Source organism: Serratia sp. X10, from assembly GCF_017811775.1.
In the GTDB taxonomy this organism is placed as follows: Bacteria; Pseudomonadota; Gammaproteobacteria; order Enterobacterales; family Enterobacteriaceae; genus Serratia; species Serratia ureilytica.
The window spans coordinates 156,711-181,181 of record NZ_JAEIOH010000002.1; the positions used below are offsets into that span (position 1 = coordinate 156,711).

26 protein-coding genes are annotated in these 24,471 nt (G+C 59.6%); 19 read left to right on the top strand and 7 right to left on the bottom strand.

Going from position 1 to position 24,471, the window contains the following annotated elements; genetic code table 11:
- The first annotated feature begins 27 nt into the window (after window positions 1–27).
- The 11 genes from J9788_RS06245 (at window position 28) to hisP (ending at window position 10,379) form a co-directional block, all read left to right on the top strand.
- Window positions 28–690, top strand: coding sequence for a DedA family protein (locus J9788_RS06245; protein WP_004936130.1), 663 nt, complete (start codon window positions 28–30; stop codon window positions 688–690).
- 232 nt (window positions 691–922) lie between these two features.
- Window positions 923–1,831, top strand: a complete 909-nt coding sequence (gene accD / locus J9788_RS06250; protein WP_182264110.1) for an acetyl-CoA carboxylase, carboxyltransferase subunit beta — start codon at window positions 923–925, stop codon at window positions 1,829–1,831.
- 191 nt (window positions 1,832–2,022) lie between these two features.
- On the top strand, window positions 2,023–3,288 hold the full coding sequence (gene folC / locus J9788_RS06255; RefSeq protein WP_046896313.1) for a bifunctional tetrahydrofolate synthase/dihydrofolate synthase: 1,266 nt from the start codon (window positions 2,023–2,025) through the stop codon (window positions 3,286–3,288).
- On the top strand, window positions 3,289–4,041 hold the full coding sequence (dedD, locus tag J9788_RS06260; protein ID WP_182264111.1) for a cell division protein DedD: 753 nt from the start codon (window positions 3,289–3,291) through the stop codon (window positions 4,039–4,041). It abuts the gene before it with no gap.
- Window positions 4,042–4,275: 234 nt separating this feature from the next.
- Entirely contained in the window at window positions 4,276–4,776 is a 501-nt protein-coding gene (gene cvpA, locus J9788_RS06265; RefSeq protein WP_004936119.1) for a colicin V production protein, read from the top strand.
- Between the two features lie 21 nt (window positions 4,777–4,797).
- The gene (gene purF, locus J9788_RS06270; RefSeq protein ID WP_033632500.1) at window positions 4,798–6,315 is read left to right on the top strand and encodes an amidophosphoribosyltransferase; all 1,518 of its coding nucleotides are present in this window, start codon (window positions 4,798–4,800) and stop codon (window positions 6,313–6,315) included.
- A gap of 139 nt (window positions 6,316–6,454) precedes the next feature.
- Complete coding sequence (locus tag J9788_RS06275; RefSeq protein WP_033643877.1) at window positions 6,455–7,027, top strand: UbiX family flavin prenyltransferase; 573 nt, start codon at window positions 6,455–6,457, stop codon at window positions 7,025–7,027.
- 304 nt (window positions 7,028–7,331) lie between these two features.
- Window positions 7,332–8,114 carry a histidine ABC transporter substrate-binding protein HisJ gene (gene hisJ, locus J9788_RS06280; protein ID WP_033643876.1) on the top strand — a complete coding sequence of 261 codons (783 nt, stop codon included), beginning with the start codon at window positions 7,332–7,334 and terminating at the stop codon, window positions 8,112–8,114.
- A gap of 82 nt (window positions 8,115–8,196) precedes the next feature.
- Window positions 8,197–8,883 (top strand): histidine ABC transporter permease HisQ, encoded by a 687-nt coding sequence (locus tag J9788_RS06285; RefSeq protein WP_033635345.1) that lies wholly within the window; start codon window positions 8,197–8,199, stop codon window positions 8,881–8,883.
- Complete coding sequence (locus J9788_RS06290) at window positions 8,880–9,584, top strand: ABC transporter permease (RefSeq protein WP_182264112.1); 705 nt, start codon at window positions 8,880–8,882, stop codon at window positions 9,582–9,584. The genes J9788_RS06285 and J9788_RS06290 overlap by 4 nt, the downstream gene beginning before the upstream one ends.
- A gap of 21 nt (window positions 9,585–9,605) precedes the next feature.
- Window positions 9,606–10,379 carry a histidine ABC transporter ATP-binding protein HisP gene (gene hisP / locus J9788_RS06295; RefSeq protein ID WP_004936098.1) on the top strand — a complete coding sequence of 258 codons (774 nt, stop codon included), beginning with the start codon at window positions 9,606–9,608 and terminating at the stop codon, window positions 10,377–10,379.
- 7 nt (window positions 10,380–10,386) lie between these two features.
- Here hisP and J9788_RS06300 read toward each other — a convergent pair whose 3' ends face one another.
- The 3 genes from J9788_RS06300 to yfcG all read right to left on the bottom strand — a co-directional run bounded on the left by J9788_RS06300 (window position 10,387) and on the right by yfcG (window position 12,429).
- Window positions 10,387–11,301, bottom strand: a complete 915-nt coding sequence (locus tag J9788_RS06300; protein WP_182264113.1) for a TIGR01777 family oxidoreductase — start codon at window positions 11,299–11,301, stop codon at window positions 10,387–10,389.
- A 16-nt stretch (window positions 11,302–11,317) separates the two neighbouring features.
- Window positions 11,318–11,689: a dihydroneopterin triphosphate 2'-epimerase gene (gene folX, locus J9788_RS06305; protein ID WP_025303682.1), complete on the bottom strand. Its 372-nt coding sequence runs from the start codon at window positions 11,687–11,689 to the stop codon at window positions 11,318–11,320.
- A gap of 110 nt (window positions 11,690–11,799) precedes the next feature.
- Window positions 11,800–12,429, bottom strand: coding sequence for a GSH-dependent disulfide bond oxidoreductase (yfcG, locus tag J9788_RS06310; protein ID WP_016926886.1), 630 nt, complete (start codon window positions 12,427–12,429; stop codon window positions 11,800–11,802).
- Window positions 12,430–12,662: 233 nt separating this feature from the next.
- Between yfcG and yfcE the strand changes: the two genes are divergently transcribed.
- Together yfcE and yfcD are read left to right on the top strand one after the other, a co-directional pair.
- Entirely contained in the window at window positions 12,663–13,214 is a 552-nt protein-coding gene (gene yfcE, locus J9788_RS06315; RefSeq protein WP_033643871.1) for a phosphodiesterase, read from the top strand.
- Between the two features lie 100 nt (window positions 13,215–13,314).
- Complete coding sequence (gene yfcD, locus J9788_RS06320; protein WP_004936086.1) at window positions 13,315–13,860, top strand: NUDIX hydrolase YfcD; 546 nt, start codon at window positions 13,315–13,317, stop codon at window positions 13,858–13,860.
- Between the two features lie 53 nt (window positions 13,861–13,913).
- Here yfcD and J9788_RS06325 read toward each other — a convergent pair whose 3' ends face one another.
- Window positions 13,914–14,933, bottom strand: a complete 1,020-nt coding sequence (locus tag J9788_RS06325; protein WP_033651947.1) for a LacI family DNA-binding transcriptional regulator — start codon at window positions 14,931–14,933, stop codon at window positions 13,914–13,916.
- 310 nt (window positions 14,934–15,243) lie between these two features.
- Here J9788_RS06325 and J9788_RS06330 point away from each other — a divergent pair, with 310 nt between their 5' ends.
- The 5 genes from J9788_RS06330 to J9788_RS06350 all read left to right on the top strand — a co-directional run bounded on the left by J9788_RS06330 (window position 15,244) and on the right by J9788_RS06350 (window position 19,284).
- Window positions 15,244–15,687, top strand: a complete 444-nt coding sequence (locus J9788_RS06330) for a PTS sugar transporter subunit IIA (protein WP_033643869.1) — start codon at window positions 15,244–15,246, stop codon at window positions 15,685–15,687.
- Between the two features lie 92 nt (window positions 15,688–15,779).
- On the top strand, window positions 15,780–16,061 hold the full coding sequence (locus J9788_RS06335) for a PTS sugar transporter subunit IIB (RefSeq protein WP_025303676.1): 282 nt from the start codon (window positions 15,780–15,782) through the stop codon (window positions 16,059–16,061).
- Window positions 16,062–16,084: 23 nt separating this feature from the next.
- Window positions 16,085–17,464, top strand: coding sequence for a PTS ascorbate transporter subunit IIC (locus J9788_RS06340; protein ID WP_004936074.1), 1,380 nt, complete (start codon window positions 16,085–16,087; stop codon window positions 17,462–17,464).
- 13 nt (window positions 17,465–17,477) lie between these two features.
- The gene (locus tag J9788_RS06345; RefSeq protein WP_182264114.1) at window positions 17,478–18,329 is read left to right on the top strand and encodes a transketolase; all 852 of its coding nucleotides are present in this window, start codon (window positions 17,478–17,480) and stop codon (window positions 18,327–18,329) included.
- Window positions 18,322–19,284, top strand: coding sequence for a transketolase family protein (locus J9788_RS06350; protein ID WP_046896318.1), 963 nt, complete (start codon window positions 18,322–18,324; stop codon window positions 19,282–19,284). The genes J9788_RS06345 and J9788_RS06350 overlap by 8 nt, the downstream gene beginning before the upstream one ends.
- 78 nt (window positions 19,285–19,362) lie before the next feature.
- Here the strand turns inward: J9788_RS06350 and J9788_RS06355 are convergent, their stop codons facing one another.
- The 3 genes from J9788_RS06355 to ackA form a co-directional block, all read right to left on the bottom strand.
- Window positions 19,363–19,881: a hypothetical protein gene (locus J9788_RS06355; protein WP_019453725.1), complete on the bottom strand. Its 519-nt coding sequence runs from the start codon at window positions 19,879–19,881 to the stop codon at window positions 19,363–19,365.
- 330 nt (window positions 19,882–20,211) lie between these two features.
- Window positions 20,212–22,374 carry a phosphate acetyltransferase gene (pta, locus tag J9788_RS06360; RefSeq protein WP_031300545.1) on the bottom strand — a complete coding sequence of 721 codons (2,163 nt, stop codon included), beginning with the start codon at window positions 22,372–22,374 and terminating at the stop codon, window positions 20,212–20,214.
- 74 nt (window positions 22,375–22,448) lie between these two features.
- The gene (ackA, locus tag J9788_RS06365; RefSeq protein ID WP_004936063.1) at window positions 22,449–23,651 is read right to left on the bottom strand and encodes an acetate kinase; all 1,203 of its coding nucleotides are present in this window, start codon (window positions 23,649–23,651) and stop codon (window positions 22,449–22,451) included.
- A gap of 358 nt (window positions 23,652–24,009) precedes the next feature.
- On the opposite strand from ackA, the gene yfbV reads away from it, so the two are divergent.
- A complete protein-coding gene (yfbV, locus tag J9788_RS06370; protein WP_004936061.1) occupies window positions 24,010–24,465 on the top strand; it encodes a terminus macrodomain insulation protein YfbV in 456 nt (151 codons plus the stop codon).
- Window positions 24,466–24,471: the final 6 nt, after the last annotated feature.

Here is a 24,471-nt window from a genome sequence, read left to right on the forward strand (position 1 = left end):
AAACGCCCGGCATCAATGAGAGAATTTATGGACATCATCAAGTTTATTATTGATTTCATTCTGCATATTGATGTGCACCTGGCCGAACTGGTCGCACAATACGGCATGTGGGTCTACGCTATTCTGTTCCTGATCCTGTTTTGCGAGACCGGTTTGGTGGTGACCCCGTTCCTGCCGGGGGATTCTTTGCTGTTCGTCGCCGGCGCGCTGGCGGCTTTGCCGACCAACGATCTGAACGTGCACACCATGGTGGCGTTGATGGCCGTGGCGGCGATCATCGGCGATGCGGTGAACTACACTATCGGGCGGTTGTTCGGCGAGAAGCTGTTCAGCAACCCGAATTCGAAAATCTTCCGCCGCAGCTACCTGGATAAAACGCATCAGTTTTATGAGAAGCACGGCGGGAAGACGATTATTCTGGCGCGATTCGTGCCGATCGTGCGTACTTTTGCGCCGTTCGTCGCCGGCATGGGGCATATGTCCTATCGCCACTTCGCCGCCTACAACGTGATTGGCGCACTGGTTTGGGTGCTGCTCTTCACTTATGCTGGCTACCTGTTCGGCGATCTGCCGGTGGTGCAGGAGAACCTGAAACTGCTGATCGTCGGGATCATCATCGTTTCGATTCTGCCGGGGGTGATTGAAATTTGGCGCCACAAGCGCGCCGCCGCCCGCCAGCAAAAACAGTAAAAACATCGCGCAACCTGTCGGTTCGACCAGTTTTTTGTCCACAGCGTCGGGCCGATATGGTTTAATGAGCGACATTATGGTCTGTTCCTGCGAACAACCCTGAAACCGATGCCTCGGTCGCGCGCTTGCCGCGCGGCGTACGGGCATTTTTTCATTGGGGGTGTTTTCGGGGGGATTGTTAAAGCATGAACAGCGGACTGGCTTGTGTCAGGTTCAAACAGAAAGGTCATCGATGAGCTGGATCGAACGAATTCTTAACAAGAGCAATATCACACAAACCCGTAAGGCGAGCATTCCTGAAGGGGTTTGGACCAAATGCGACAGCTGCGGCCAGGTTCTCTACCGCGCCGAGCTGGAGCGTAATCTGGAAGTGTGTCCGAAGTGCGACCACCATATGCGCATGAGCGCGCGCGCGCGTCTGCATACCCTGCTGGATGAAGGCAGCGAAGTGGAGTTGGGCAGCGATCTGGAGCCGAGAGACGTTCTGAAATTCAAGGATTCCAAACGCTATAAAGATCGCTTGGTCGCCGCACAGAAAGCGACTGGCGAGAAAGACGCGCTGGTGGTGATGAAGGGCACGCTGTACGGCATGCCGATCGTCGCGGCGTCCTTTGAATTCGCCTTTATCGGCGGTTCGATGTCTTCCGTGGTCGGCGCGCGTTTCGTGCGTGCGGTTGAGCAGGCGCTGGAGGACAACTGTCCGCTGGTGTGCTTCTCCGCCAGCGGCGGCGCGCGCATGCAGGAAGCGCTGATGTCGCTGATGCAGATGGCGAAAACCAGCGCGGCGTTGGCCAAAATGCAGGAGCGCGGCTTGCCGTACATCTCCGTGCTGACCGACCCGACCATGGGCGGCGTCTCCGCCAGCCTGGCGATGCTGGGCGATATCAATATCGCCGAGCCGAAAGCGCTGATCGGCTTTGCCGGCCCGCGCGTGATCGAGCAGACCGTGCGCGAGAAATTGCCGCCGGGCTTCCAGCGCAGCGAGTTCCTGATCGAAAAAGGCGCGATCGACATGATCGTTCGCCGCCCGGAAATGCGCCAAACGCTGGCGAGCATTCTGTCCAAGCTGACCAACCAGCCGCAGCCGCATTTCGATGAGGCCGCGCCGGTCATTGAGCCGGAGCAGCAGGCTGACGCCTGAGGCAAAGACGGATCCCGCCCGGGTTCAGCCGCCACTTTGTGGCTAAGTGACGGCTGATGCCCGTTCCCTGCCGGCCGCGGCCTATGAGGTTGCGGTTTGCAGATGGGCGGCAGTGACGAAGCGCATCGCCTTTACTGCGGTGAGGGTGGTGCCCTGATGGATTAATGAACCCAAGTTCAGTGATGGGACTCATGCAAAACCACCAAATTCCCCAAGCCACGTCGCCATTGAGCTCGTGGCTTTACTATCTGGAACGTCTGCACAGCCAGGCGATCGAACTCGGCCTCGAACGCGTGCAGCGCGTCGCGGCGCATCTGGACTTACTGACCCCCGCTCCCACGGTGTTCACCGTTGCCGGCACTAACGGCAAAGGCACGACCTGTCGCACCCTTGAAGCCATTCTGCTGGCCGCCGGCCTGCGCGTCGGCGTCTACAGCTCACCGCATCTGGTGCGCTACACCGAACGCGTGCGCATTCAGGGGGAAGAGCTGAGCGAAGCGGAGCACAGCCGCTCGTTTGCCGCCATTGAAGCCGGCCGCGGCGAAACGTCGCTGACCTATTTTGAATTCGGCACCCTGTCGGCGCTGCAGCTGTTCAAACAGGCGCGGCTGGACGTGGTGATCCTGGAAGTCGGCCTGGGCGGGCGCCTCGACGCCACCAACATCGTCGATCCGAGCGTGGCGGTGATCACCAGCATCGCGCTCGATCACACTGACTGGCTGGGCAACGATCGCGAAAGCATCGGCCGTGAAAAGGCCGGCATTTTCCGCAGCGGCAAGCCGGCGGTAGTGGGCGAACCCGATATGCCGGACAGCATTCGCCAGGTCGCCGAAACGCTGGGCGCGCCGCTGTATCGCCGCGGTGAAGCCTGGCGCTTCAGCGAGCAGGGCGATCGCTGGCAGTGGCAGGGCGGCGACACGCTGCTGACCGATCTGCCGACGCCGAATGTGCCGCTGGCCAACGCCGCTACCGCGCTGGCGGCGCTGAACTGTTCCCCGCTGGAAATCGACGAGCGCGCGATTTTCACCGGGCTGCAGCAGGCGACGCTGCCGGGGCGTTTCCAGATCGTGCGGCGGGAGCCGATGCTGATCCTCGATGTGGCGCACAACCCGCACGCCGCCGGCTATCTCGCCGGGCGTCTGGCCAAGCTGCCGCGCGACGGCGGCAAGGTGCGAGCGGTGGTGGGCATGCTGTCGGACAAGGACATCGCCGGTACGCTGGCCTGCCTGAGCGAGCAGGTGGATGAATGGTACTGCGCACCGCTCGACGGCCCGCGCGGCGCCAGCGTCGAACTGCTGGCGCAACATCTGGCGGAACCGCGACGTTTTAATGATGTCGAAACTGCCTGGCGGCAGGCTATGCAGGATGCTGATAAACAGGATATTGTGATCGTCTGTGGATCGTTCCACACCGTTGCGCAGGTGATGGCGGCGTCAGACGAGATGCGGGGAGTGTGAGTGGCGAGTAAATTTCAGAACCGACTGGTCGGAACCGTGATTCTGGTGGCGCTGGGGGTGATCATCCTGCCAGGGTTGCTGGACGGCAAAAAGAAGCATTACGAGGATGAATTCGCGGCCATTCCTTTGGTGCCGAAGGCGGGCGACGTCGAAGAGAACGACGTGTTGCCGCCGGTGACGCAGCCGTTGCCGGCGCAGCCGCCGGAAGGGGCGGGCGCGCTGGTCGAGCAGCAGGCGGCCAACGAAGCGGCGGCGCAACAGGCGGTGCGACAGAATGCTCAGCAACCGACGCAGGTGGCGCCGCCGCCGGTCGAGACGCGTCCTCAGCCGGTGCAGCAGCAGCCGAAGCCGAAACCGGTGGAAACCAAACCGGTAGAGGTGAAACCGAAACCGGCGCCGCAGCCGAAGCCGGTGGAAGTGAAACCGACGCCTAAGCCGGAGCCGAAACCGGAACCGGCGCCGAAGCCTGAGCCGACACCGCAGCCGAAACCGGCGGAAGAAAAAGCGCCGGCCGGGCAAGCCTATGTCGTGCAGCTCGGGGCGTTGAAAAATGCCGCCAAGGCGAACGAAATTGTCGCCTCGCTGCGTCTTTCGGGCTATCGCGCCTTCACCGTGCCGTCAACGCCGGTGCAAGGGCAGATCACCCGCATCTACGTCGGCCCGGATGCTTCCAAGCAGAAGCTGCAGGCGGCATTGCCGTCGCTGAACTCGATCAGCGGGCTGAGCGGGCAGGTGAAGCCGTACGGCCGTTAAACCCCGCAGGGGCGCAGCAGGATGCGCCCCTGAATTAAGGAGTGGTGGAGAGATCTCGAGAGAAACCGCGCCTTTTACAGGTGAAATCACCTATGTAGGCGCGGCGATTGGGGATTTTCTAATCGCCGCTTTTTATTTGTAACGTGGTAGGAAATCCCCTACGCAAACGTTTTCTTTTTCTGTTAGAATTCGCCGCGAATTGGATGCAGGGGCGATTCATCATTGGAATAGTTCATGGTCTGGATTGATTACGTCATTATAGCGGTGATTGGATTTTCGGCTCTGGTGAGCCTGATCCGAGGGTTTGTTCGCGAAGCATTGTCACTTGTGACATGGGGATGTGCGTTTTTTGTTGCCAGCCATTTCTACTCTTACCTTGCGGTCTATTTCACTCGTTTTGAAGATGAACTGGTGCGAAACGGCATCGCGATCGCGATTTTGTTCATCGCGACCCTGATCGTAGGGGCTATTGTTAACTATGTGATTAGCTCACTGGTAGAGAAAACCGGGCTGTCGGGCACCGACAGGGTGCTGGGCATCTGCTTCGGCGCATTGCGCGGCGTGTTGATCGTTGCGGCGATCCTGTTCTTCCTGGATACCTTTACCGGCTTTTCACAAAGTGCCGACTGGAAACAGTCGCAGCTGATTCCCCAGTTCAGTTACGTCATCAGGTGGTTCTTTGACTACCTGCAGAGCACGTCGAGTTTCTTGCCGACCCAATTGCCGGGGCGGTAGCGCTGATGAGGAAAAGACAACATGTGCGGTATTGTCGGTATCGCCGGTTTTATGCCGGTAAACCAGTCGATTTATGATGCGCTGACGGTGCTTCAGCACCGTGGCCAGGATGCCGCAGGCATCGTCACCATTGACGCCCACAACGGGTTCCGTTTGCGCAAAGCCAACGGCCTGGTGAAGGATGTATTTGAGGCGCGCCATATGCAACGCTTGCAGGGCAACATGGGCATTGGCCATGTGCGTTACCCGACGGCCGGCAGCTCGAGCGCCTCTGAGGCCCAGCCTTTCTACGTCAACTCGCCGTTCGGCATTACGCTGGCCCACAACGGCAACCTGACCAATGCCCATGAGCTGCGCCAAAAGCTGTTCGAAAGCGGCCGCCGCCATGTCAACACCACCTCCGACTCGGAAATCCTGCTGAACGTGCTGGCCAGCGAGCTGGACCGCTTCCCGCATTATCCGCTGGAGGCCGACAACATCTTTACCGCGGTCGCCGCGATGCATCAGCAACTGCGCGGCGCTTACGCCTGCGTGGCGATGATTATCGGCCACGGCCTGCTGGCGTTCCGCGACCCGTACGGCATTCGTCCGCTGGTGATCGGCAAACGCACGCTGGAAGATGGCCGCAGCGAGTATATGGTGGCTTCCGAGAGCGTGGCGCTGGATACCCTGGGCTTTGAATTCCTGCGCGACGTGGCGCCGGGCGAAGCGGTGTACATCACCACCAAAGGCCAGCTGTTCACCCGCCAGTGCGCAGAGAATCCGAAAACCAATCCGTGCCTGTTCGAATACGTCTATTTCGCGCGCCCGGACTCCTTTATGGACAAGATCTCGGTCTACAGCGCCCGCGTGCGCATGGGCCAGAAGCTGGGCGAGAAGATTGCCCGTGAATGGGAAGATCTGGACATCGACGTGGTGATCCCGATTCCGGAAACCTCCTGCGACATCGCGCTGGAGATCGCGCGCATTCTCGACAAACCCTACCGCCAGGGCTTTGTGAAGAACCGCTACGTCGGCCGCACCTTCATCATGCCGGGCCAGCAGGCGCGTCGTCAGTCGGTGCGCCGCAAGCTGAACGCCAACCGCGCCGAGTTCCGCGACAAGAACGTGCTGCTGGTGGACGATTCCATCGTGCGCGGCACGACCTCAGAGCAGATCGTCGAGATGGCGCGCGAAGCGGGCGCCAAGCGCGTGTACCTGGCTTCCGCCGCGCCGGAAGTGCGTTTCCCTAACGTCTACGGCATCGACATGCCGAGCGCCAACGAACTGATCGCCCACGGGCGCGAAGTGGATGAAATCCGCCAAATCATCGGCGCCGATGGGCTGATCTTCCAGGATCTCGACGATCTGATCGAAGCGGTGCGTGAAGAAAACCCGGACATCACCCAGTTCGAATGCTCGGTATTCAACGGCATCTACGTGACCAAAGACGTCGATCAAAGCTATCTGGAATACCTGGAGTCGCTGCGCAACGACGACGCCAAGGCGCTGCGGGGACAGACCGAAGCGGAAAATCTGGAACTGCATAACGAAGGCTAACCGCCTGCGTTGATCCATCAGGGGGCATCGCCGCGTCTGCGGCGGTGCGCCTTGCTCCTGTGAACTTGCTTATCCCTCGCCATTGCGGCAAAGTCTGCCTGATCTTATTTTTTACTTTTTACGGCAGAGGCCATTCTTCATGAAACGACTCATCATCGGCATTTCCGGCGCCAGCGGCGCTATCTACGGCGTGCGCCTGTTACAGGTCTTGCGCGACGTCGCAGAGGTGGAAACCCATTTGGTGATGAGCAACGCTGCAAGGCAGACGCTGGCGTTGGAAACGCCGTACAGTCTGCGTGAAGTGCAGGCGCTGGCCGATGTGGTTCACGATGCGCGCGATATCGCCGCCGCCATCTCTTCCGGTTCCTTCAAAACCCTGGGCATGGCGATTTTGCCTTGTTCAGTCAAAACGCTGTCCGGCATCGTCAACAGCTACAGCGACGGACTGCTGACCCGCGCCGCCGACGTGGTGCTGAAAGAACGCCGCCGCCTGGTATTGTGCGTGCGTGAAACGCCGTTGCACCTTGGGCACCTGCGGCTGATGACGCAGGCGGTGGAAATGGGTGCAGTGATCATGCCCCCGGTGCCGGCGTTTTATCACCAGCCGAAAAGCGTGGAAGACATCATCGATCAGACCGTCAATCGGGTGATCGATCAGTTTGATATCGAATTGCCGGCCGATCTGTTTACCCGTTGGCAGGGCGCTGATTAACATTTTCATCCCCAAATTGGTACATTTGTGCAACACCGCACTGAATTAGGGCGGCGCATGCACCATAATGATCCCACTTCATCACGTTCACTGTTTCATGGCGCCGTCCTGTCGCGGCTGCCAGTGGCGCGGCCCCGAGCGGCCGATTTAATTTTGCGGTTATCGTCCCAGGAAACAGTATTGTGAAGGCCGGAGCCGTTCCCTCCGCCCGTAGCACCTAATGTGGCACGATTACTGCAAATTGATTTGGTGGGGAAAAGTAATGCCCGTAGTGGCATCAAAAAAATCAATTTGAGGGTAATTTATGAAAAAGCTGGTTAAGGTTCTTCCTTTAGTCTTGGCTTTGGCGGCCGCAAACAGCGCATTCGCCGCTATCCCATCGACATTGAAGATCGGTACCGATCCGACTTATGCGCCGTTTGAATCCAAAAACGCCAAAGGCGAGCTGGTCGGCTTCGATATCGATTTGGCCAAAGAGCTGTGCAAACGCATAAATACCCAATGCACCTTCGTGGAGAGCGACTTTGACGCGCTGATCCCATCCCTCAAGGCGAAAAAGATCGACGCTATCATCTCTTCGCTGTCCATCACCGAAAAACGCCAGCAGGAAATCGCCTTTACCGACAAGCTGTATGCCGCCAACGCCCGCCTGATCGCGCCGAAGGGGTCTAAGCTGTTGCCTACCGTGGATGCGTTGAAAGGCAAGAGCGTGGGCGTGCTGCAGGGCACGACCCAGGAAGCCTACGCCAACGCCATGTGGCAGCCGAAGGGCGTCACCGTGGTGCCTTATCAGAACCAGGATCTGGTCTACGCCGATCTGGCCTCCGGGCGCATCGACGCCGCCTTCCAGGATGAAGTGGCGGGCAGCGATGGCTTCCTGAAACAGCCGCCGGGCAAAGACTACGCGTTCGCCGGCGAATCGGTGAAGGATGACAAATTCTTCGGCGTCGGCACCGGCATGGGGCTGCGCAAAACCGATACCGAGCTGAAAGCGGCGCTGGACAAAGCCTTCGCCGAGATGCGCAAAGACGGCACCTACGATAAATACGCGAAAAAGTACTTCGACTTCGACGTCTACGGCGGCTAATCCGCTAACCGTTCCATGCTGTGACTGCGGGGCCGGTGCACCGGCTCCGATGGTTCGGATCCTAGACGACAGGGTGAAGTAGATGCTGCAAGGCTATTCCCAACTGATTTTCGAGGGGGCTCTGGTGACGCTGGAGTTGGCCCTCAGTTCCGTATTGTTGGCGGTGGTGATCGGGTTGATCGGCGCCGGCGGCAAACTCTCCCACAACCCCCTTATTTCCGGCCTGTTCGGCGCTTACACCACGCTGATCCGCGGCGTGCCCGATCTGGTGCTGATGCTGCTGATTTTTTATGGTCTGCAAATCGCCTTGAACAACATCACCACGCTGCTCGGTTTCTCGCAGATCGATATCGATCCGCTCGGTGCCGGCATCATTACCCTCGGCTTTATTTACGGCGCGTACTTTACCGAAACCTTCCGCGGCGCCTACTTGGCGGTGCCGAAAGGGCAGATTGAGGCGGCGACGGCCTACGGCTTCAGCGGCGCGCAGATCTTTCGGCGCATTTTGTTCCCGGCGATGATGCGCTTCGCCTTGCCGGGCATCGGCAACAACTGGCAGGTGATCCTGAAGGCGACGGCGCTGGTGTCTATCCTTGGCCTGAACGACGTGGTGAAAGCCACGCAGTTGGCGGGGAAAGGCACCTATCAGCCGTTCTTCTTCGCCATCGTAGCCGGCGTGGTTTACCTGATTTTTACTACCGTTTCCAACGGCGTGCTGCTGTGGCTTGAACGGCGTTACTCACTGGGCGTCAAGAGGGCCGAGCTATGATCGATATCCTGCAACAGTACTGGCAGTCGCTGCTGTGGAGCGACGGCTACCGTTTCACCGGCGTGGCGGTCACGCTGTGGCTGCTGATCGCCTCTGTGGTGATGGGCGGGCTGCTGGCGATCCCGATGGCGGTGGCGCGCGTCTCTTCCCTGCGCTGGGTGCGTTTCCCGGTATGGCTCTACACCTACGTGTTTCGCGGCACGCCGCTGTACGTGCAGTTGCTGGTGTTCTACTCCGGCATGTACAGCCTGGAAATCGTGCGCGGCAGCGAGTTTCTCAACGCGTTTTTCCGCAGCGGGCTCAACTGCACCATCCTGGCGCTGACGCTCAACACCTGCGCGTATACCACCGAGATTTTCGCCGGGGCGATCCGCTCGGTGCCGCACGGTGAAATCGAGGCCGCCAACGCCTACGGTTTCTCGCGCTTCAAGATGTATCGCTGCATCATTTTGCCTTCGGCGCTGCGCACCGCGCTGCCAGCCTACAGCAACGAAGTGATCCTGATGCTGCACTCCACCGCGCTGGCGTTTACCGCCACCGTGCCGGATCTGCTGAAGATTGCGCGCGACATCAATGCCGCGACCTATCAGCCGTTTTACGCTTTCGGCATTGCGGCGGTGTTGTACCTGATCATCTCCTACGTGTTAATCAGCCTGTTCCGCAAAGCTGAAAAACGCTGGATGGCACACGTTAGTCACTGATAAATGACGGGAAGAAAAACCATGTCTGAGAATAAATTAGCCGTCACTGAACTGCACAAACGCTATGGCGATCACGAGGTGCTGAAGGGCGTCTCGCTAGCGGCCAACGCCGGGGATGTGATCAGCATCATCGGCTCCTCCGGCTCCGGCAAAAGCACCTTTCTGCGCTGTATCAACTTCCTCGAGAAGCCGAGCGAAGGCTCGATCAGCCTGAACAACGAAGATATTCGCATGGTGCGCGACAAGGACGGCCAGCTGAAGGTATTCGACAAGAAGCAGCTGCAGCTGCTGCGCACCCGCCTGACCATGGTGTTCCAGCATTTTAACCTGTGGAGCCATATGACAGTGCTGGAGAACGTGATGGAGGCGCCGGTGCAGGTGCTGGGGCTGAGCAAGGCCGACGCGCACGAGCGCGCGGTGCGCTACCTGGATAAAGTGGGCATCGACGAGCGGGCGCGCGGCAAGTACCCGGTGCACCTGTCGGGCGGCCAGCAGCAGCGCGTCTCTATTGCCCGCGCATTGGCGATGGAGCCGGAGGTGCTGCTGTTTGACGAACCGACGTCGGCGCTGGATCCCGAGCTGGTGGGCGAGGTGCTGCGCATCATGCAGAAGCTGGCGGAGGAGGGGAAAACCATGGTGGTGGTGACGCACGAAATGGAATTTGCGCGCCACGTTTCGAACCACGTGATCTTCCTGCACAAAGGGTTGATCGAAGAGCAGGGCCCGCCGGCCGAGCTGTTCGGCAATCCCAAAAGCCCGCGCCTGCAGCAGTTCCTGTCCGGCGCGTTGAAGTAACCTCAGATCAGCGGGCTTCGGCCCGCTGATTGACAACGTCATCCAATGCCTGTTCCAGCTCCAGATAACGGAAGTGGAAACCGGCCTCTTCCAGGCGCTTCGGCACCGCCCGCTGACCGCCGAGCACCAGCACCGCCGCTTCCCCCATCAACAGCCGCATGACGAACGCCGGCACCCGCAGAAACGCCGGGCGATCGAGCACGTTGGCCAATTGGGCGGCGAATTGCTCGTTGTGCACCGGGTAAGGAGCCACCATGTTGAACGGGCCGCTCAGGGTGGCGTGATCCAGCAGATAAATAATGCCGTTGACCATGTCTTCGAGGTGGATCCACGGCAGGTATTGGCGACCGTCGCCGATCGGGCCGCCGAGCCCGAAGCGGAACGGCGGCAGCATTTTGGCCAGCGCGCCGCCCTGTGGCGCCAGCACCACGCCGGTGCGCAGCAGGCAGACGCGGGTGGTGTCGCTTTGCGCCTGCAGCGCCAGCGCTTCCCAGCGCTGACACAGCTGGTGGGTGAATTCGTCGTGCGGCGGCTCCTCTTCGGTCACCACCGCCTGCCCCTGATCGCCGTAGTAGCCGACGGCGGAACCGGAAATCAGCACGCCGGGGGGCGTGCTGCCGGCTTTGATCAGCTTCGCCAAGCGTTCGGTCAGATCCCAGCGGCTGCGGCACAGCCGCTCTTTCTGCTGCGCACTCCAGCGCTTGTCGGCGATAGGTTCGCCGGCCAGGTTGATCACCGCGTCGAATTCATCCAGCGATTGCCGGTCGTCCAGCGTTCGCCAATAGCTCGGCCGGTCACCCAGCCGGGCTCGGGCTCGCCGTTCGTCTCGGGTCAGCACCGTAATGTGGTGAGAAAGCGCCAGCAGTCTTGCCGTCAGGCTGCTGCCTATCAATCCCGTTGCGCCGGTGATCAGGATCCGCATGGTCGACCTCCCTGAATTAGTCCCGGCGGTAGCTCATGGTCATGGAAACCGAGTCGGCGTAGCGCAGGGCCAGAAGTTTATCTATCTCCACTTCAGCATAGGTCACCCAGGCGTGTTCTTTTACGATATCGAGCACATCCTGCGTTAATTTTTCCAGCAACGCGAAACGGTTATCTTCCACATGGCGGATGATCGCTTTGGTGATGGTGCGGTAGTTGAGCGCATCGGCGATATCTTCGCTGTTGCGCGCCTTGTCCGCCGGGTAGTGGATCACCACGTTGATCAGGACGTCCTGTCGGTTGTTGATTTCCTCTTCCTTGATACCGATGAACGTGCGCAGCCGCAGATTTTTAATGCGAATAACGGCGTCGGGTTGACTGAAAGACATCAGAGATTCTCCATAGGTCTGATTATTAGCGTTCAGAATACACGGAAAGTAGGGAAATGATAACGCAGGGACGATGTGACTCCCCGGCCGACGGGGAGTCGGTGGGGCACTTAGGCTTGTTCGGCCAGTTTGTAGGCGCGCTCGGTCGCCGGGCGATTGCTGATGCGCTCGAACCAGTTGCGCACCGCCGGGTAATCCGCCAGATCGATGCGCTGGCGCGGATGCGACACGACCCACGGGTAGGTGGCGATATCGGCGATGCTGTAGTTGTCGCCGCCCAGGTACGGGTGTTTTTGCAGTTCAGCTTCCAGTACGCCGTACAGCCGCTTGGTCTCCAGATGGTAACGCTCGATGGCGTAAGGCACCGGCTGCGGCGCGTAGTGGTTAAAGTGGTGATTCTGCCCGAGCATCGGCCCGAATCCGGCCACCTGCCAGAACAGCCACTGCAGGGTAGCGGCGCGTTCGCGCAGGCCTTTGCTCAGCAGCTTGCCGGTCTTCTCCGCCAGATACAGCAGGATTTCCCCGGATTCGAACAGGCTGATCGGCGCGCCGCCGTCCACCGGTTGCTGATCGACGATCGCCGGGATTTTGTTGTTGGGAGAAATGCTCAGAAAGTCCGGCTTGAACTGCTCGCCGGCGCTGATGTTTACGCGATGGATACGGTAGGGTAAGCCGACCTCTTCCAAAAACAAGGTGATCTTGTGACCATTGGGAGTAGGCGCGTAATACAGGTCAATCATGTTGCCTCCTGCGGTAAGGTGATCTGTAATTCATTACACGTTGCTGCGGTCTTCGCCGCGCACAAAGGTATATCAGAGATCCAACAATAGCAGCTAAGGATAGCAGGCTATGTGGGATTCGTCCGATGCTATCTGCGCAGTTGGATCACAATTCTCCACCGGGGCGGGCGGCGGTTTGCCGCACGTCGCCGGCGCGGTAAAATGGCGCTTATTTCCCTCTATAGGACAAGGTTATGAAGCTGATGTTCGCCTCGGATATCCACGGTTCGCTGCCGGCTACCGAACGCGTGCTGGAATTGTTCGCACAACACGGCGCCGACTGGTTGATTCTTCTGGGTGATTTGCTGAATCACGGCCCGCGCAACGCGCTGCCCGCCGGGTATCAGCCCGCTCAGGTTGCCGAACGATTGAATCGCTATAGCGACAAGATCATCGCCGTTCGCGGCAATTGCGACAGCGAGGTCGATCAGATGCTGCTGACGTTTCCCATCGAGGCGCCCTGGCAACAGGTTTTACTGCAAAAAAGACGATTGTTTTTGACCCACGGTCACCTTTATCATCCCTCGGCACTGCCGCCGTTATCCTGCGGTGACGTCCTGGCCTATGGCCATACGCATCTGCCGCAGGCGGAGCGGCAGGGTGAGATCTATTGCTTCAATCCGGGCTCGGTCAGCATCCCGAAAGGGGGCTTTCCCGCCAGCTACGGCATGTTGGAAAGCGGCACTTTGCGCGTGCTGACGCTCGACGACGGCAAGGTCGTCGCGGAGGTGGCGTTAACACGCTAAACGCACTAATTTATACACACACAATAAAAATCTTTGAAAAACACTCATTGATTAACCAGCGCGCGGGATTGCATCGCGCCAAAATAGAAGGTTTTAGAGGATGGCGGAACAGGGTCAGGCTGCAGATACCGAGTGGGTTGATATCGTCGACGAGCAAAACGAGGTGATTGCTCAATCCAGTCGTCAACAGATGCGGGCGGAGCGGCTGCGTCATCGTGCTACCTATATTGTGGTGCATGATGGGATGGGAAAAATTCTGGTGCAGCGTCGCACCGAGATCAAGGACTTCTACCCGGGCTGGCTGGACGCGACGGCGGGCGGCGTAGTGCAAAGCGGTGAAAACGTGCTGGATTCGGCGCGGCGCGAGGCGGAAGAGGAGCTGGGCATCGCCGGCGTGCCTTTCGCCGAGCACGGTCTGTTCTACTTCGAGGAAGAGCAGTGCCGGGTGTGGGGCGCGCTGTTCAGCTGCGTATCGCACGGGCCGTTCGCGCTGCAGGAAGAAGAAGTGGCCGAGGTGTGTTGGCTGACGCCGGAAGAGATCACCGCCCGCTGCGACGAGTTTACCCCGGATTCGCTGAAGGCGCTGTCGCTGTGGCTGACGCGCAACAATGAACAGGATTACGGCAAGCCGCTCGACAATCACTGAGCCGCCTGCGCATGGAAAAGCCGGTCATCGACCGGCTTTTTTTACGGGCGGATTCAGCAGCTGTCGCGGCGGCACAGCGTGGCGGGCAGGGAGCCTGGCGGCTGCCAGGGATGCTCGTTCAGCCGCGCCAGCAGCGCCTGGCCGGCCTGAATGCCGATGTCGCGATGCGGAATGGTCATGGTGGTCAGCGGCGGCTGGCACACCCGGCTGAACTCGCTGTTGCCGAAGCCCACCACCGCCAGATTGTCCGGCACCTTGATGCGCCGCCGCTGGCATTCATACAGCACGCCGCCCGCCAGTTCGTCCGACGCGCACACCAGCGCGTCCAGCTCCGGCCAGGCCAGCAAGAATTCCGGCAGCTGCTGCGCGCCGGTGCTGAAGCTGGCGGGCTGCGCGGCGTTGATGACCCGATGCGGCGACATATGGTTGCGCAGCAGCGCCTTGTGCCAGCCCTGCAGGTGCTGCTGGAAAATCCACTGTTCCTGATTGGCGCACAGCAGCCCGATATTCTGGTAACCGCTGGCGATCACCGTTTGCGTCAGCTGATACATGGCCGCCACGTAATCGATGCCGATGCTCATGTCGATCGGATCGGCGCGTACGGCGCCGATCTCCACCACCGGAATGTTGGCGGCGATCAACGCGTTGCGGGCATTTTGCGAATGCTCGACGCTGAGCAGCACCGCCGCCGCCAGGTTGTAAGAGAGCAGCGTCTCCAGCAGTTTCTCCTCGCGTTCCAGGTGGTGCTGCGACTCCGCCAGCATGATGTGATAGCCGGCGGGCTGCAGCACTTTCTGCAGGCCGGCGAACATCTCGGCGCAGCCGGATTCGGACAGGCTGGGCACCACCATGGCGATGGTGTAGGACGAGGCCGAGGCCAGCGAGCTGGCGGCCAGATTGGGCAGATAGCCCAGCTCGTTTACCGCCGCGTCTATCTTCTCGCGCAGTTTGTCCGAAACCTGTTCCGGCGTGCGCAGCGCGCGCGACACCGTCATGGTGCCGACGCCCGCCAGCTGCGCTACGTCAGCCAACGTCACCCTGCCTGTGCTGCGGCGTTTTTTACCGATCGACATGCCTAATCCCGACTGAAATGCGCGCGCGGCGCACAAAGATTGTGAGGGTGGGAAGCCGACGGCGCGGCTTCGACGATCCCAGTATGCGGCACATTCTACCCCGTAACCCGGAAGAGCGAGAAAAAATTGTGGTTAACGCCGCGCCGCGGCATAGCGTTTTGATAGCGCTATCACAGTTCTGCATGATAACGTTTTGGTAGCGCTATCTTTGTGATGCCAATCACTGTGCAGCCGAGAGGGGTTGATTAAAGTTTTACCGTCGTCGGTGAATTAATCACCGGCCGAAACCATCAACGCTTGGGAGGGTAACGTGCTGAAAGAATGGCTGACCGCCGATCATATACAGCTGTGCGAACGGGTGGAGGACTGGCGCCAGGCGGTAACGCTGAGCGCGCAACCGCTGCTGCAACGCGGGGTGATTACGCCGAATTACCTGACGGCCATCTTTCATCAGCAGGAGCAGCTTGGCCCCTACTTCGTCCTGGCGCCGGGCATCGCGATGCCGCACGCGCGGCCGGAGCAGGGCGCCAACGCGCTGGGGCTGTCGCTGCTGAAGATCCACCAGGGCGTGAATTTTCATTCTGCGGATAACGATCCGGTTCAGGTGGTGGTGATGCTTTCCGCACCCGACGGCAACAGTCACATTGAAATGATTTCGCAGTTGGCGGAATTATTTTCCGATAACACGGCGATGGAGGCGTTATTTCACGCCACAGATAAACGGCAAATTGAGGATATTATTGCCCGCTATTAACGTTTAATCACCAGGAACATTATTAATGCCCATAACGTCGGGAATATTTCCGGCGGCGCTACCCTACACGCTAAATTCAACAGGTGGATATCATGAAAATCATGGCGATTTGCGGTTCAGGTCTCGGCAGCAGCTTTATGGTGGAAATGAACATTAAAAAGGTGCTGAAAAAGATGGGGGTGGAGGCCGAGGTCGAACACTCCGATCTGTCGTCCGCCACTCCCGGCGCCGCCGACGTGTTCGTGATGGCGAAAGACATCGCCGACAGCGCCAGCGTACCGGCCGAGCAGCTGGTGGTGATCAGCAACATCATCGACATTAATGAGCTGGAAGCCAAGCTGCGCGCTTACTTCGAAGCCCACTCAATCATCTGAATAAAACGATTGGCGAGGTGGATATGTTTATCCAGGAAACGCTTAAGTTTGTGGTGGATATATTAAAGGTGCCTTCGGTACTGGTCGGGCTTATTGCGCTGATCGGTTTGCTGGCGCAAAAGAAATCGTTTTCCGACGTGGTGAAAGGCACGGTAAAAACCATTCTCGGCTTTATCGTGTTGGGCGGCGGCGCCACGGTATTGGTCGGGTCGCTCAATCCGCTGGGCGGCATGTTCGAACACGCGTTTAATATTCAGGGCATCATTCCGAATAACGAAGCTATCGTCTCCATCGCGCTAGAGAAATACGGCGCTTCCACCGCGCTGATCATGGCGTTCGGCATGGTGGCGAATATCGTGGTGGCGCGCTTTACCCGATTGAAATACATCTTCCTCACCGGCCACCACACCTTTTACATGGCCTGCATGATCGGCATCATCCTGACGGTGGCGGGCTTCGAGGGCGTACAGCTGGTGTTCACCGGCGCGCTGACCCTGGGGCTGGTGATGGCGTTCTTCCCGGCGATCGCCCAGCGCTATATGCGCCGCATCACCGGCAACGACGATATCGCCTTCGGCCACTTCGGCACCCTGGGCTACGTGCTGTCCGGTTGGATCGGCTCGAAAGTGGGGAAAAACTCGCGCTCGACCGAAGAGATGAACCTGCCGAAAAACCTCAGTTTCCTGCGCGACAGCTCCATTTCGATCTCGATGACCATGATCGTCATCTACCTGATCCTGGCGATCTGCGCCGGGCGGGCCTATGTGGAAAGCGAGCTCAGCGGCGGCCAGAACTACCTGGTGTATTCAATAATCCAGGCCATTACCTTCGCCGCCGGGGTGTTCATCATCCTGCAGGGCGTGCGCTTGATTCTGGCGGAGATCGTGCCGGCGTTCACCGGCTTCTCGGAAAAACTGGTGCCTAACGCGCGGCCGGCGCTGGATTGCCCGGTGGTGTATCCCTATGCCCCCAACGCGGTGCTGATCGGCTTCCTGTTCAGCTTCCTCGGCGGGTTGGCCGGGCTGTTCCTGCTGGGGCAACTGAAGATGGTGCTGATCCTGCCCGGCGTGGTGCCGCATTTCTTCACCGGCGCTACCGCCGGGGTGTTCGGCAACGCCACCGGCGGGCGGCGCGGCGCGATGCTGGGCGCTTTCGCCAACGGTCTGCTGATCACCTTCCTGCCGGTGCTGCTGTTGCCGGTGCTGGGGGCGCTGGGCTTTGCCAACACCACCTTCTCCGACGCCGACTTCGGCGCGATCGGCATCCTGCTGGGCAACATGGCGCGCTTTATGTCGAAAGAGATGATCATGCTGGCGATTGTCGCCGTGTTCGCGCTGCTGGTGGCGCATAACTTCCTGGGAAAACGCAAAGGCGCGCCGGCCGCTGACCGCGTCGAGAAATAACGAGGGCAGAGTGATGAATGACACAACGAGCGAAATGGAAATTGAAGAGCTGCGCGCCCTGGCGCGCGCCATCCGCCTGGAAACCTTGAAGGCGTTGACCGGGCTGGGGTTTGGCCACTACGGCGGCTGTATGTCGGTGGTCGAGACGCTGGCGGTATTGTACGGCGGCGTGATGCGCATCGATCCGGCGGATCCGGACTGGCCGGAGCGCGATGACTTCGTGCTGTCGAAGGGGCACGCCGGCCCGGCGCTGTACAGCACGCTGGCGATCAAGGGTTACTTCCCGCTGGCGGAGTTGCAAACCCTCAATCAGAACGGCACGCGCCTGCCGAGCCATCCGGACCGGCTGCGCACGCGCGGCGTGGATGCCACTACCGGCTCGCTGGGGCAGGGCGTGTCGATCGCCGCCGGCATGGCGCTGTCCCATCGGCTGGCGGGGCGCCGCAATCGGGTGTTCAGCATCCTCGGCGACGGTGAACTGAATGAAGGGCAGTGCTGGGAGGCGTTCCAGTTTATCGCCCACCATAATCTGAACAACCTGACGCTGTTTATCGATTACAACAAACAGCAGCTGGACGGCGCGCTGGACGAGGTGATCCAACCGTTCGATCTGGCCGCCAAGTTCCGCGCTTTCGGCTTTGAGGTGCAGGCCATCAAGGGCGACGACATTGCGGCGCTGTTGGCGGCGGTGAGGCCGGCGCGCGGCGGAGAACAGCGGCCGCTGGCGATCGTGCTCGACAGCATCAAGGGACAGGGGGTGACCTATTTGGAAAACCTGTCGAACTCACACCACCTGCGCCTGACGCCGGACGTGCAGCAGGAGATTGAAAAAGCCATCGCCGAACTGGAGGCCGCCCATGTTTAACGTAGTGACGCAGTTGGAAAACGACGCCGTCGAAATGCGCAAAGTCTATGCCGGCGCGGTGCGGCGGCAGATTGAAGCGGGCGCGCCGATCATCGCGCTGGAGGCGGACCTGATGAGCTCCATGGCGATGGACGGCGTGCACAAGGATCACCCGCAGCACGTGATTAACTGCGGCATCATGGAGGCCAACGTGATTGGCGTCGCCGCCGGACTGTCGCTGACCGGCCGGGTGCCTTTCGTGCACACCTTTACCGCCTTCGCCAGCCGCCGCTGTTTCGATCAGCTGTTCATGTCGCTGGATTATCAGCGCAACAACGTCAAGGTGATCGCTTCCGACGCCGGGGTGAGCGCCTGCCACAACGGCGGCACCCACATGTCGTTCGAGGATATGGGCATCGTGCGCGGGCTGGCGCACTCGGTGGTGCTGGAAGTGACCGACGCCACCATGTTCGCCGACATTCTGCGCCAGCTGATGGATCTGCGCGGCTTCTACTGGGTGCGCACCATCCGCAAGCAGGCGACGCGCATCTACCAGGACGGCTCGCGCTTTACCATCGGCAAGGGCAACCTGCTGCGCGACGGCGACGATATCACGCTGATCGCCAACGGCATCATGGTGGCGGAGGCGCTGAAGGCGGCGGAGATGCTGGCGCGGCAGGGCGTGAGCGCGGCGGTGATCGATATGTTCACCCTCAAGCCTATTGACCGTGAACTGATCAAAACCTACGCGGCCAAGACCGGACGCATCGTCACCTGTGAAAACCACAGCATTCATAACGGGCTGGGGTCGGCGGTGGCGGAGGTATTGGCTGAGGAATGCCCGACGCCGATGCGGCGTGTGGGGGTGAAGGAGCGTTACGGCCAGGTGGGCACCCAGGCGTTTTTACAGCAGGAGTACGGCCTGACCGCCGAGCACATTCTGGAGGCTGCCAAGCAGCTGCTGGCGCAGCATTAGAAAAGGCCAAGACGCCGGTCAGTGACCGGCGTTGCCTGATGGATAAGGCCATGAAACGTCGCTAAGGCAACGCGCGCCTTAACGCGGAGAATAGGTGTGTCGGTTGTTATATTCGGTATTGGGCGTGACAACGCCGAAAAACGCGTTGTGGACCCACATCTTGCAGTTATTGCAACACGGCGCGATCCTCCCATCCCCGTTGAAAGCAACGCAGTAGTAATGACGTGGGTGCAGATTGCGAGCATAAAGCTCAAGCCATACATGGGCTTCGGCACATGCGGTAAAAGGCCGCGCTTCAACTTCCTTTTTACCGCTCCACGGCAGAATCAGCCGCTGGCTTTTTTTCTCTTTCGCCTGCAGTTCTGCAATATATCGGTCAAATAGGGAGGCGTCATGCGTGATGCCTGCGCTGTGGCCCACGAAGCGGGTTAATCCCGATACCTCTCTTTTTCCCCTCGTCAGAGAGAAAGCCAGCGCCAGCATTCTGTTCGTTGTGGGGCCGAGCCGGTCGATCTTCCAGAGGTAGGAATCGTAATTAATGGCATTGTTAATGAGCGTTTTGGCTATTTTCTCAACGGACTGACCAGTGTGTGCCATAGGGTAAACCTTCAGGTTTTTTTATGAGTGTGCATAGTGTCTAGCACAAAACCCAGTCATCAGAATAAGGCGGGCCTTTAATTAAGAGTATTCTTATTTTGCGGCGGAACAGGAGTGTCTCGCTGGCGATATTGCGGCTATTTGTTTGTTTCTACGGAAATTGGTGCGCATTCAGCGTGAGGAAGGCAGCGAGCTTCGCCCGCTTGAGAGAGACATGACTTCCTCTTGAGAATAAAAAAAGCACCGCTCAATATGCTTGAGCGGTGCTTTATTGTTTACGCCAATACTCATTATCCACCACCCCGTCCGGAACGGGGCGTTAATGGGCTATCAGGCCTTGGCGGCGGCGGCGTCAGCCTGGGAAGACTGGATCGCCGTCAGCGCGACGGTGTAGACGATATCGTCAACCAGTGCGCCGCGCGACAGGTCGTTCACCGGCTTGCGCATGCCTTGCAGCATCGGCCCGATGGAGACCAGGTCAGCGGAACGCTGTACCGCTTTGTAGGTGGTGTTGCCGGTGTTCAGATCCGGGAAGATGAACACGGTCGCCTGGCCGGCCACCGGCGAGTTCGGCGCCTTGGACTTGGCGACGTCGGCCATGATGGCGGCGTCGTACTGCAGTGGGCCGTCGATGATCAGATCCGGGCGTTTTTCCTGCGCCAGACGGGTCGCTTCGCGCACTTTCTCTACGTCGCTGCCCGCACCAGAGTTGCCGGTGGAGTAGGAGATCATCGCCACGCGCGGCTCGATGCCGAAGGCTGCGGCGGAATCCGCAGACTGGATGGCGATTTCAGACAGCTGCTCGGCGGTCGGATCCGGGTTGATCGCGCAGTCGCCGTAGACCAGTACCTGGTCAGGCAGCAGCATGAAGAACACGGAGGAGACCAGCGAGCTGCCCGGTGCGGTTTTGATCAGCTGCAACGGCGGACGGATGGTGTTGGCGGTGGTGTGAACCGCGCCGGAGACCAGGCCGTCGACTTCGCCTTGTTCCAGCATCAGGGTGCCGAGCACCACGTTGTCTTCCAGCTGCTCGCGCGCGACCACTTCGGTCATGCCCTTGCTCTTACGCAGCTCAACCAGACGCGGCACGTAGTTTTCACGCACGGCGACCGGATCGACGATTTCGATGCCTTTGCCCAGCTCAACGCCTTGCGCCGCCGCGACGCGCTGGATCTCGTCCGGGTTGCCGAGCAGCACGCATTCCGCGATGCCGCGTTCGGCGCAGATGGCCGCCGCTTTCACGGTGCGCGGCTCGTCGCCTTCCGGCAGCACGATGCGCTTGCCGGCTTTACGCGCCAGCTCGGTCAGTTCGTAACGGAACGCCGGTGGAGACAGGCGGCGTGAACGCTCGGAGGTGGCGGTCAGCGAGTCGATCCACTCGGTGCTGATGTGGCTGGCCACGTAGTTCTGCACTTTCTCGATGCGCTGGTGGTCGTCCGCCGGCACTTCGAGGTTGAAGCTCTGCAGGCTCAGCGAGGTTTGCCAGGTGTTGGTGTCAACCATGAACACCGGCAGGCCGGTTTGGAAGGCGCGTTCGCACAGCTTCTTGATCGGCTCGTCGATGGCGTAGCCGCCGGTCAGCAGGATGGCGCCGATTTCCACGCCATTCATCGCCGCCAGGCAGGCGGAGACCAGCACGTCAGGGCGGTCTGCGGAGGTCACCAGCAGGGAGCCTGGGCGGAAGTGTTCCAGCATGTGCGGGATGCTGCGCGCACAGAAAGTCACGGACTTCACGCGGCGGGTCATGATGTCGCCCTCGTTGACCACGCGGGCCTTCAGGTGGCGAGCCATGTCGATGGCGCGGGTGGCGATCAGATCGAAACTCCACGGCACGCAGCCCAGAACCGGCAGCGGGCTGTTGGCGAACAGCTGTGCAGGATCGACGTGGGCGATGCTGGCCTTGGTGGAGTCGTCGAAGATTTCGGACAGGTCAGGACGGGTGCGGCCCTGATCGTCGACCGGCGCGTTCAGCTTGTTGATGATAACGCCGGTGATGTTTTTGTTCTTGCTGCCGCCGAAGCTGGTGCGCGCCAGTTCGATGCGCTCTTTCAGCTGCGCCGGGGAGTCGTTGCCCAGCGCCAGCACGAAGACGATCTCGGCGTTCAGGGTTTTGGCGATCTCGTAGTTCAGCGCGTTGGCGAACTGATGCTTGCGGGTCGGCACCAGGCCTTCGATCAGCACCACTTCCGCGTCTTTGGTGTTCTCGTGGTAACGCGCCACGATCTCTTCCATCAGCACGTCTTGCTGGTTGGAGCTCAGCAGGCCCTCAACGTAGTCCATGCGCAGCGGTTCGGCCGCCGTAATGGTGGAGTTGCTGCTGCGGATGATGGTGGTGGTCTGGTCGAGTGCGTTGTCGCCGGTGCGCGGTTGAGCGATAGGCTTGAACACGCTCAGACGAACGCCTTTTTGCTCCATGGAGCGGATGACACCCAGGCTGACGCTGGTCAGGCCGACGCTGGTGCCGGTGGGGATCAACATAATAGTACGTGACACAGAATAGTCCTCTTCACGATTAACATGAGGCTAAAACAACACCGTCAGCCTGGGCTGACGGTGTTTTGAGAGCATTACGCGGTCAGGCGGGATGCGTCCTGCGCGATGACCAACTCTTCGTTGGTCGGGATAACCAGCGCCAGGCGGCTGCCGTCTTTGGTGATGGCGCCGGATTTGCCGAAGCGAGCGGCCATGTTGCGGTCGTGGTCGATTTCGAAGCCCAGCAGGCCCAGTTTGTTCAGGGTCAGCTCACGCACCATGCCGGCGTTCTCGCCGATGCCGCCGGTGAAGATCACCGCGTCCAGACGGCCTTCCATCAGCGCGCTGTAGGCGCCGACGTATTTGGCCAGACGGTGGCAGAACACGTCCATGGCGCGTTTGGCGTCGGCTTTGCTGTCGTAGTTGTCTTCAACGTAACGGCAGTCGCTGGTGACTTCGGTCAGGCCCAGCAGGCCGGATTCTTTGGTCAGCATCTTGTTGATCTGGTCAACGCTCATGCCCAGAGAATCGTGCAGGTGGAAGATGATAGCCGGATCGATGTCACCGCTGCGGGTGCCCATCACCAGGCCTTCCAGCGGGGTCAGACCCATGGAGGTGTCAACGCACTGGCCGTTGCGCACTGCGGTGACGGAACCGCCGTTGCCCAGGTGGCAAGTGATCACGTTCACTTCTTCTACCGGCTTGTTCAGCATCTTCGCGGCTTCTTGAGTTACGTAGAAGTGGCTGGTGCCGTGTGCGCCGTAGCGGCGAACGCCGTGGTCGCGGTACAGGCTGTACGGCAGGGCGTACAGGTAAGATTCTTCCGGCATGGTCTGGTGGAACGCGGTGTCGAACACGGCAACGTTCTTGTCAGCCAGGTGAGGGAAGGATTTCAGCGCTTCCGCGATGCCGATCAGGTGAGCTGGGTTGTGCAGTGGTGCAAACGGCACGGAATCTTTGATACCCTGCAGAACTTCGTCGTTGATCACGGCGGAAGCGGTGAACTTCTCGCCGCCGTGCACGATGCGGTGGCCGATAGCGGTCAGCTGCGCAGAAAGCTCTGGTTTTTGTGCCAGAATAGTATTAACAATGAAGTTCAGCGCTTCGCTGTGTGCAGCGCCGGCCCCCAGGGCAGCTTCGTGTTTGGCGCCGTCCATTTTCCACTTGATGCGAGCTTCAGGCAGGTGGAAACACTCGGCCAAACCGGAGAGGAATTCGTCGCCGTTAACGGCATCGATGATGGCGAATTTCAGAGAAGAACTGCCGCAGTTAAGAACCAGTACTAGCTTACTCGACATGGAAGTACCTACTTAAATAGTCGTGTTGTTAAAAGAAAATCGAACACACGTGGTGAATTAATCGTCAATCAGACAACAAGCGTAGCGCATAGTGCCGATGACATTTATGATTAACATCATGTGAAGAGCACAAATCACAGGATGATGGAAAAACCGATGATTTCTCTGCGGTTTAAATAATCTTGATTTTTATAGGGCTAAAAGTTGACAAAATTTACGTCATCTTCTACCGGCCACAAGGCCGGCTTAGGATACCGATAGCCCGGTGCAAACACAAAATAAATTTAAAGCTTCAAATTTTTTAGTATGGGCTCTGGCAGCACGCTTTTAGTTTCTTTACGTGACGTTGAGGTACGCAATGACGAGCAAACCGTCCGGTTCCGTAAGCTGGTTTCAGGTCTTCCAGCGCGGGCAGCATTATATGAAAACCTGGCCGTCAGACAAACGTCTGGCACCGGTCTTTCCTGAGAACCGCGTTGCGCGTGCCACCCGTTTCGCTATCCGTTTCATGCCGCCGTTGGCGATTTTCACGCTGACCTGGCAGATCGCGCTGGGTGGCCAGCTCGGTCCGGCGATCGCCACCGCGCTGTTCGCCTGCAGCCTGCCGATGCAGGGCTTGTGGTGGCTGGGGCGCCGCTCGGTCACGCCGCTGCCGCCGACGCTGCTGCAATGGTTCCATGAGGTGCGCAACAAGCTGACGGAAGCCGGGCAGGCGGTGGCGCCGCTCGAGGGCACGCCCACCTATCAGACGTTGGCCGATCTGCTTAAGCGTGCCTTCAAGCAGTTGGATAAAACCTTCCTCGACGATCTGTAATGAAAA

Bases quoted from the DNA above. Each gene is read 5' to 3' on its own strand.
- J9788_RS06245 (WP_004936130.1), top strand. From the start codon at position 28: ATGGACATCATCAAGTTTATTATTGATTTCATTCTGCATATTGATGTG.
- accD (WP_182264110.1), top strand. From the start codon at position 923: ATGAGCTGGATCGAACGAATTCTTAACAAGAGCAATATCACACAAACC.
- folC (WP_046896313.1), top strand. From the start codon at position 2,023: ATGCAAAACCACCAAATTCCCCAAGCCACGTCGCCATTGAGCTCGTGG.
- cvpA (WP_004936119.1), top strand. From the start codon at position 4,276: ATGGTCTGGATTGATTACGTCATTATAGCGGTGATTGGATTTTCGGCT.
- purF (WP_033632500.1), top strand. From the start codon at position 4,798: ATGTGCGGTATTGTCGGTATCGCCGGTTTTATGCCGGTAAACCAGTCG.
- J9788_RS06275 (WP_033643877.1), top strand. From the start codon at position 6,455: ATGAAACGACTCATCATCGGCATTTCCGGCGCCAGCGGCGCTATCTAC.
- hisJ (WP_033643876.1), top strand. From the start codon at position 7,332: ATGAAAAAGCTGGTTAAGGTTCTTCCTTTAGTCTTGGCTTTGGCGGCC.
- J9788_RS06285 (WP_033635345.1), top strand. From the start codon at position 8,197: ATGCTGCAAGGCTATTCCCAACTGATTTTCGAGGGGGCTCTGGTGACG.
- J9788_RS06290 (WP_182264112.1), top strand. From the start codon at position 8,880: ATGATCGATATCCTGCAACAGTACTGGCAGTCGCTGCTGTGGAGCGAC.
- hisP (WP_004936098.1), top strand. From the start codon at position 9,606: ATGTCTGAGAATAAATTAGCCGTCACTGAACTGCACAAACGCTATGGC.
- J9788_RS06300 (WP_182264113.1), bottom strand. From the start codon at position 11,301: ATGCGGATCCTGATCACCGGCGCAACGGGATTGATAGGCAGCAGCCTG.
- folX (WP_025303682.1), bottom strand. From the start codon at position 11,689: ATGTCTTTCAGTCAACCCGACGCCGTTATTCGCATTAAAAATCTGCGG.
- yfcG (WP_016926886.1), bottom strand. From the start codon at position 12,429: ATGATTGACCTGTATTACGCGCCTACTCCCAATGGTCACAAGATCACC.
- yfcE (WP_033643871.1), top strand. From the start codon at position 12,663: ATGAAGCTGATGTTCGCCTCGGATATCCACGGTTCGCTGCCGGCTACC.
- yfcD (WP_004936086.1), top strand. From the start codon at position 13,315: ATGGCGGAACAGGGTCAGGCTGCAGATACCGAGTGGGTTGATATCGTC.
- J9788_RS06325 (WP_033651947.1), bottom strand. From the start codon at position 14,933: ATGTCGATCGGTAAAAAACGCCGCAGCACAGGCAGGGTGACGTTGGCT.
- J9788_RS06335 (WP_025303676.1), top strand. From the start codon at position 15,780: ATGAAAATCATGGCGATTTGCGGTTCAGGTCTCGGCAGCAGCTTTATG.
- J9788_RS06340 (WP_004936074.1), top strand. From the start codon at position 16,085: ATGTTTATCCAGGAAACGCTTAAGTTTGTGGTGGATATATTAAAGGTG.
- J9788_RS06345 (WP_182264114.1), top strand. From the start codon at position 17,478: ATGAATGACACAACGAGCGAAATGGAAATTGAAGAGCTGCGCGCCCTG.
- J9788_RS06350 (WP_046896318.1), top strand. From the start codon at position 18,322: ATGTTTAACGTAGTGACGCAGTTGGAAAACGACGCCGTCGAAATGCGC.
- J9788_RS06355 (WP_019453725.1), bottom strand. From the start codon at position 19,881: ATGGCACACACTGGTCAGTCCGTTGAGAAAATAGCCAAAACGCTCATT.
- ackA (WP_004936063.1), bottom strand. From the start codon at position 23,651: ATGTCGAGTAAGCTAGTACTGGTTCTTAACTGCGGCAGTTCTTCTCTG.
- yfbV (WP_004936061.1), top strand. From the start codon at position 24,010: ATGACGAGCAAACCGTCCGGTTCCGTAAGCTGGTTTCAGGTCTTCCAG.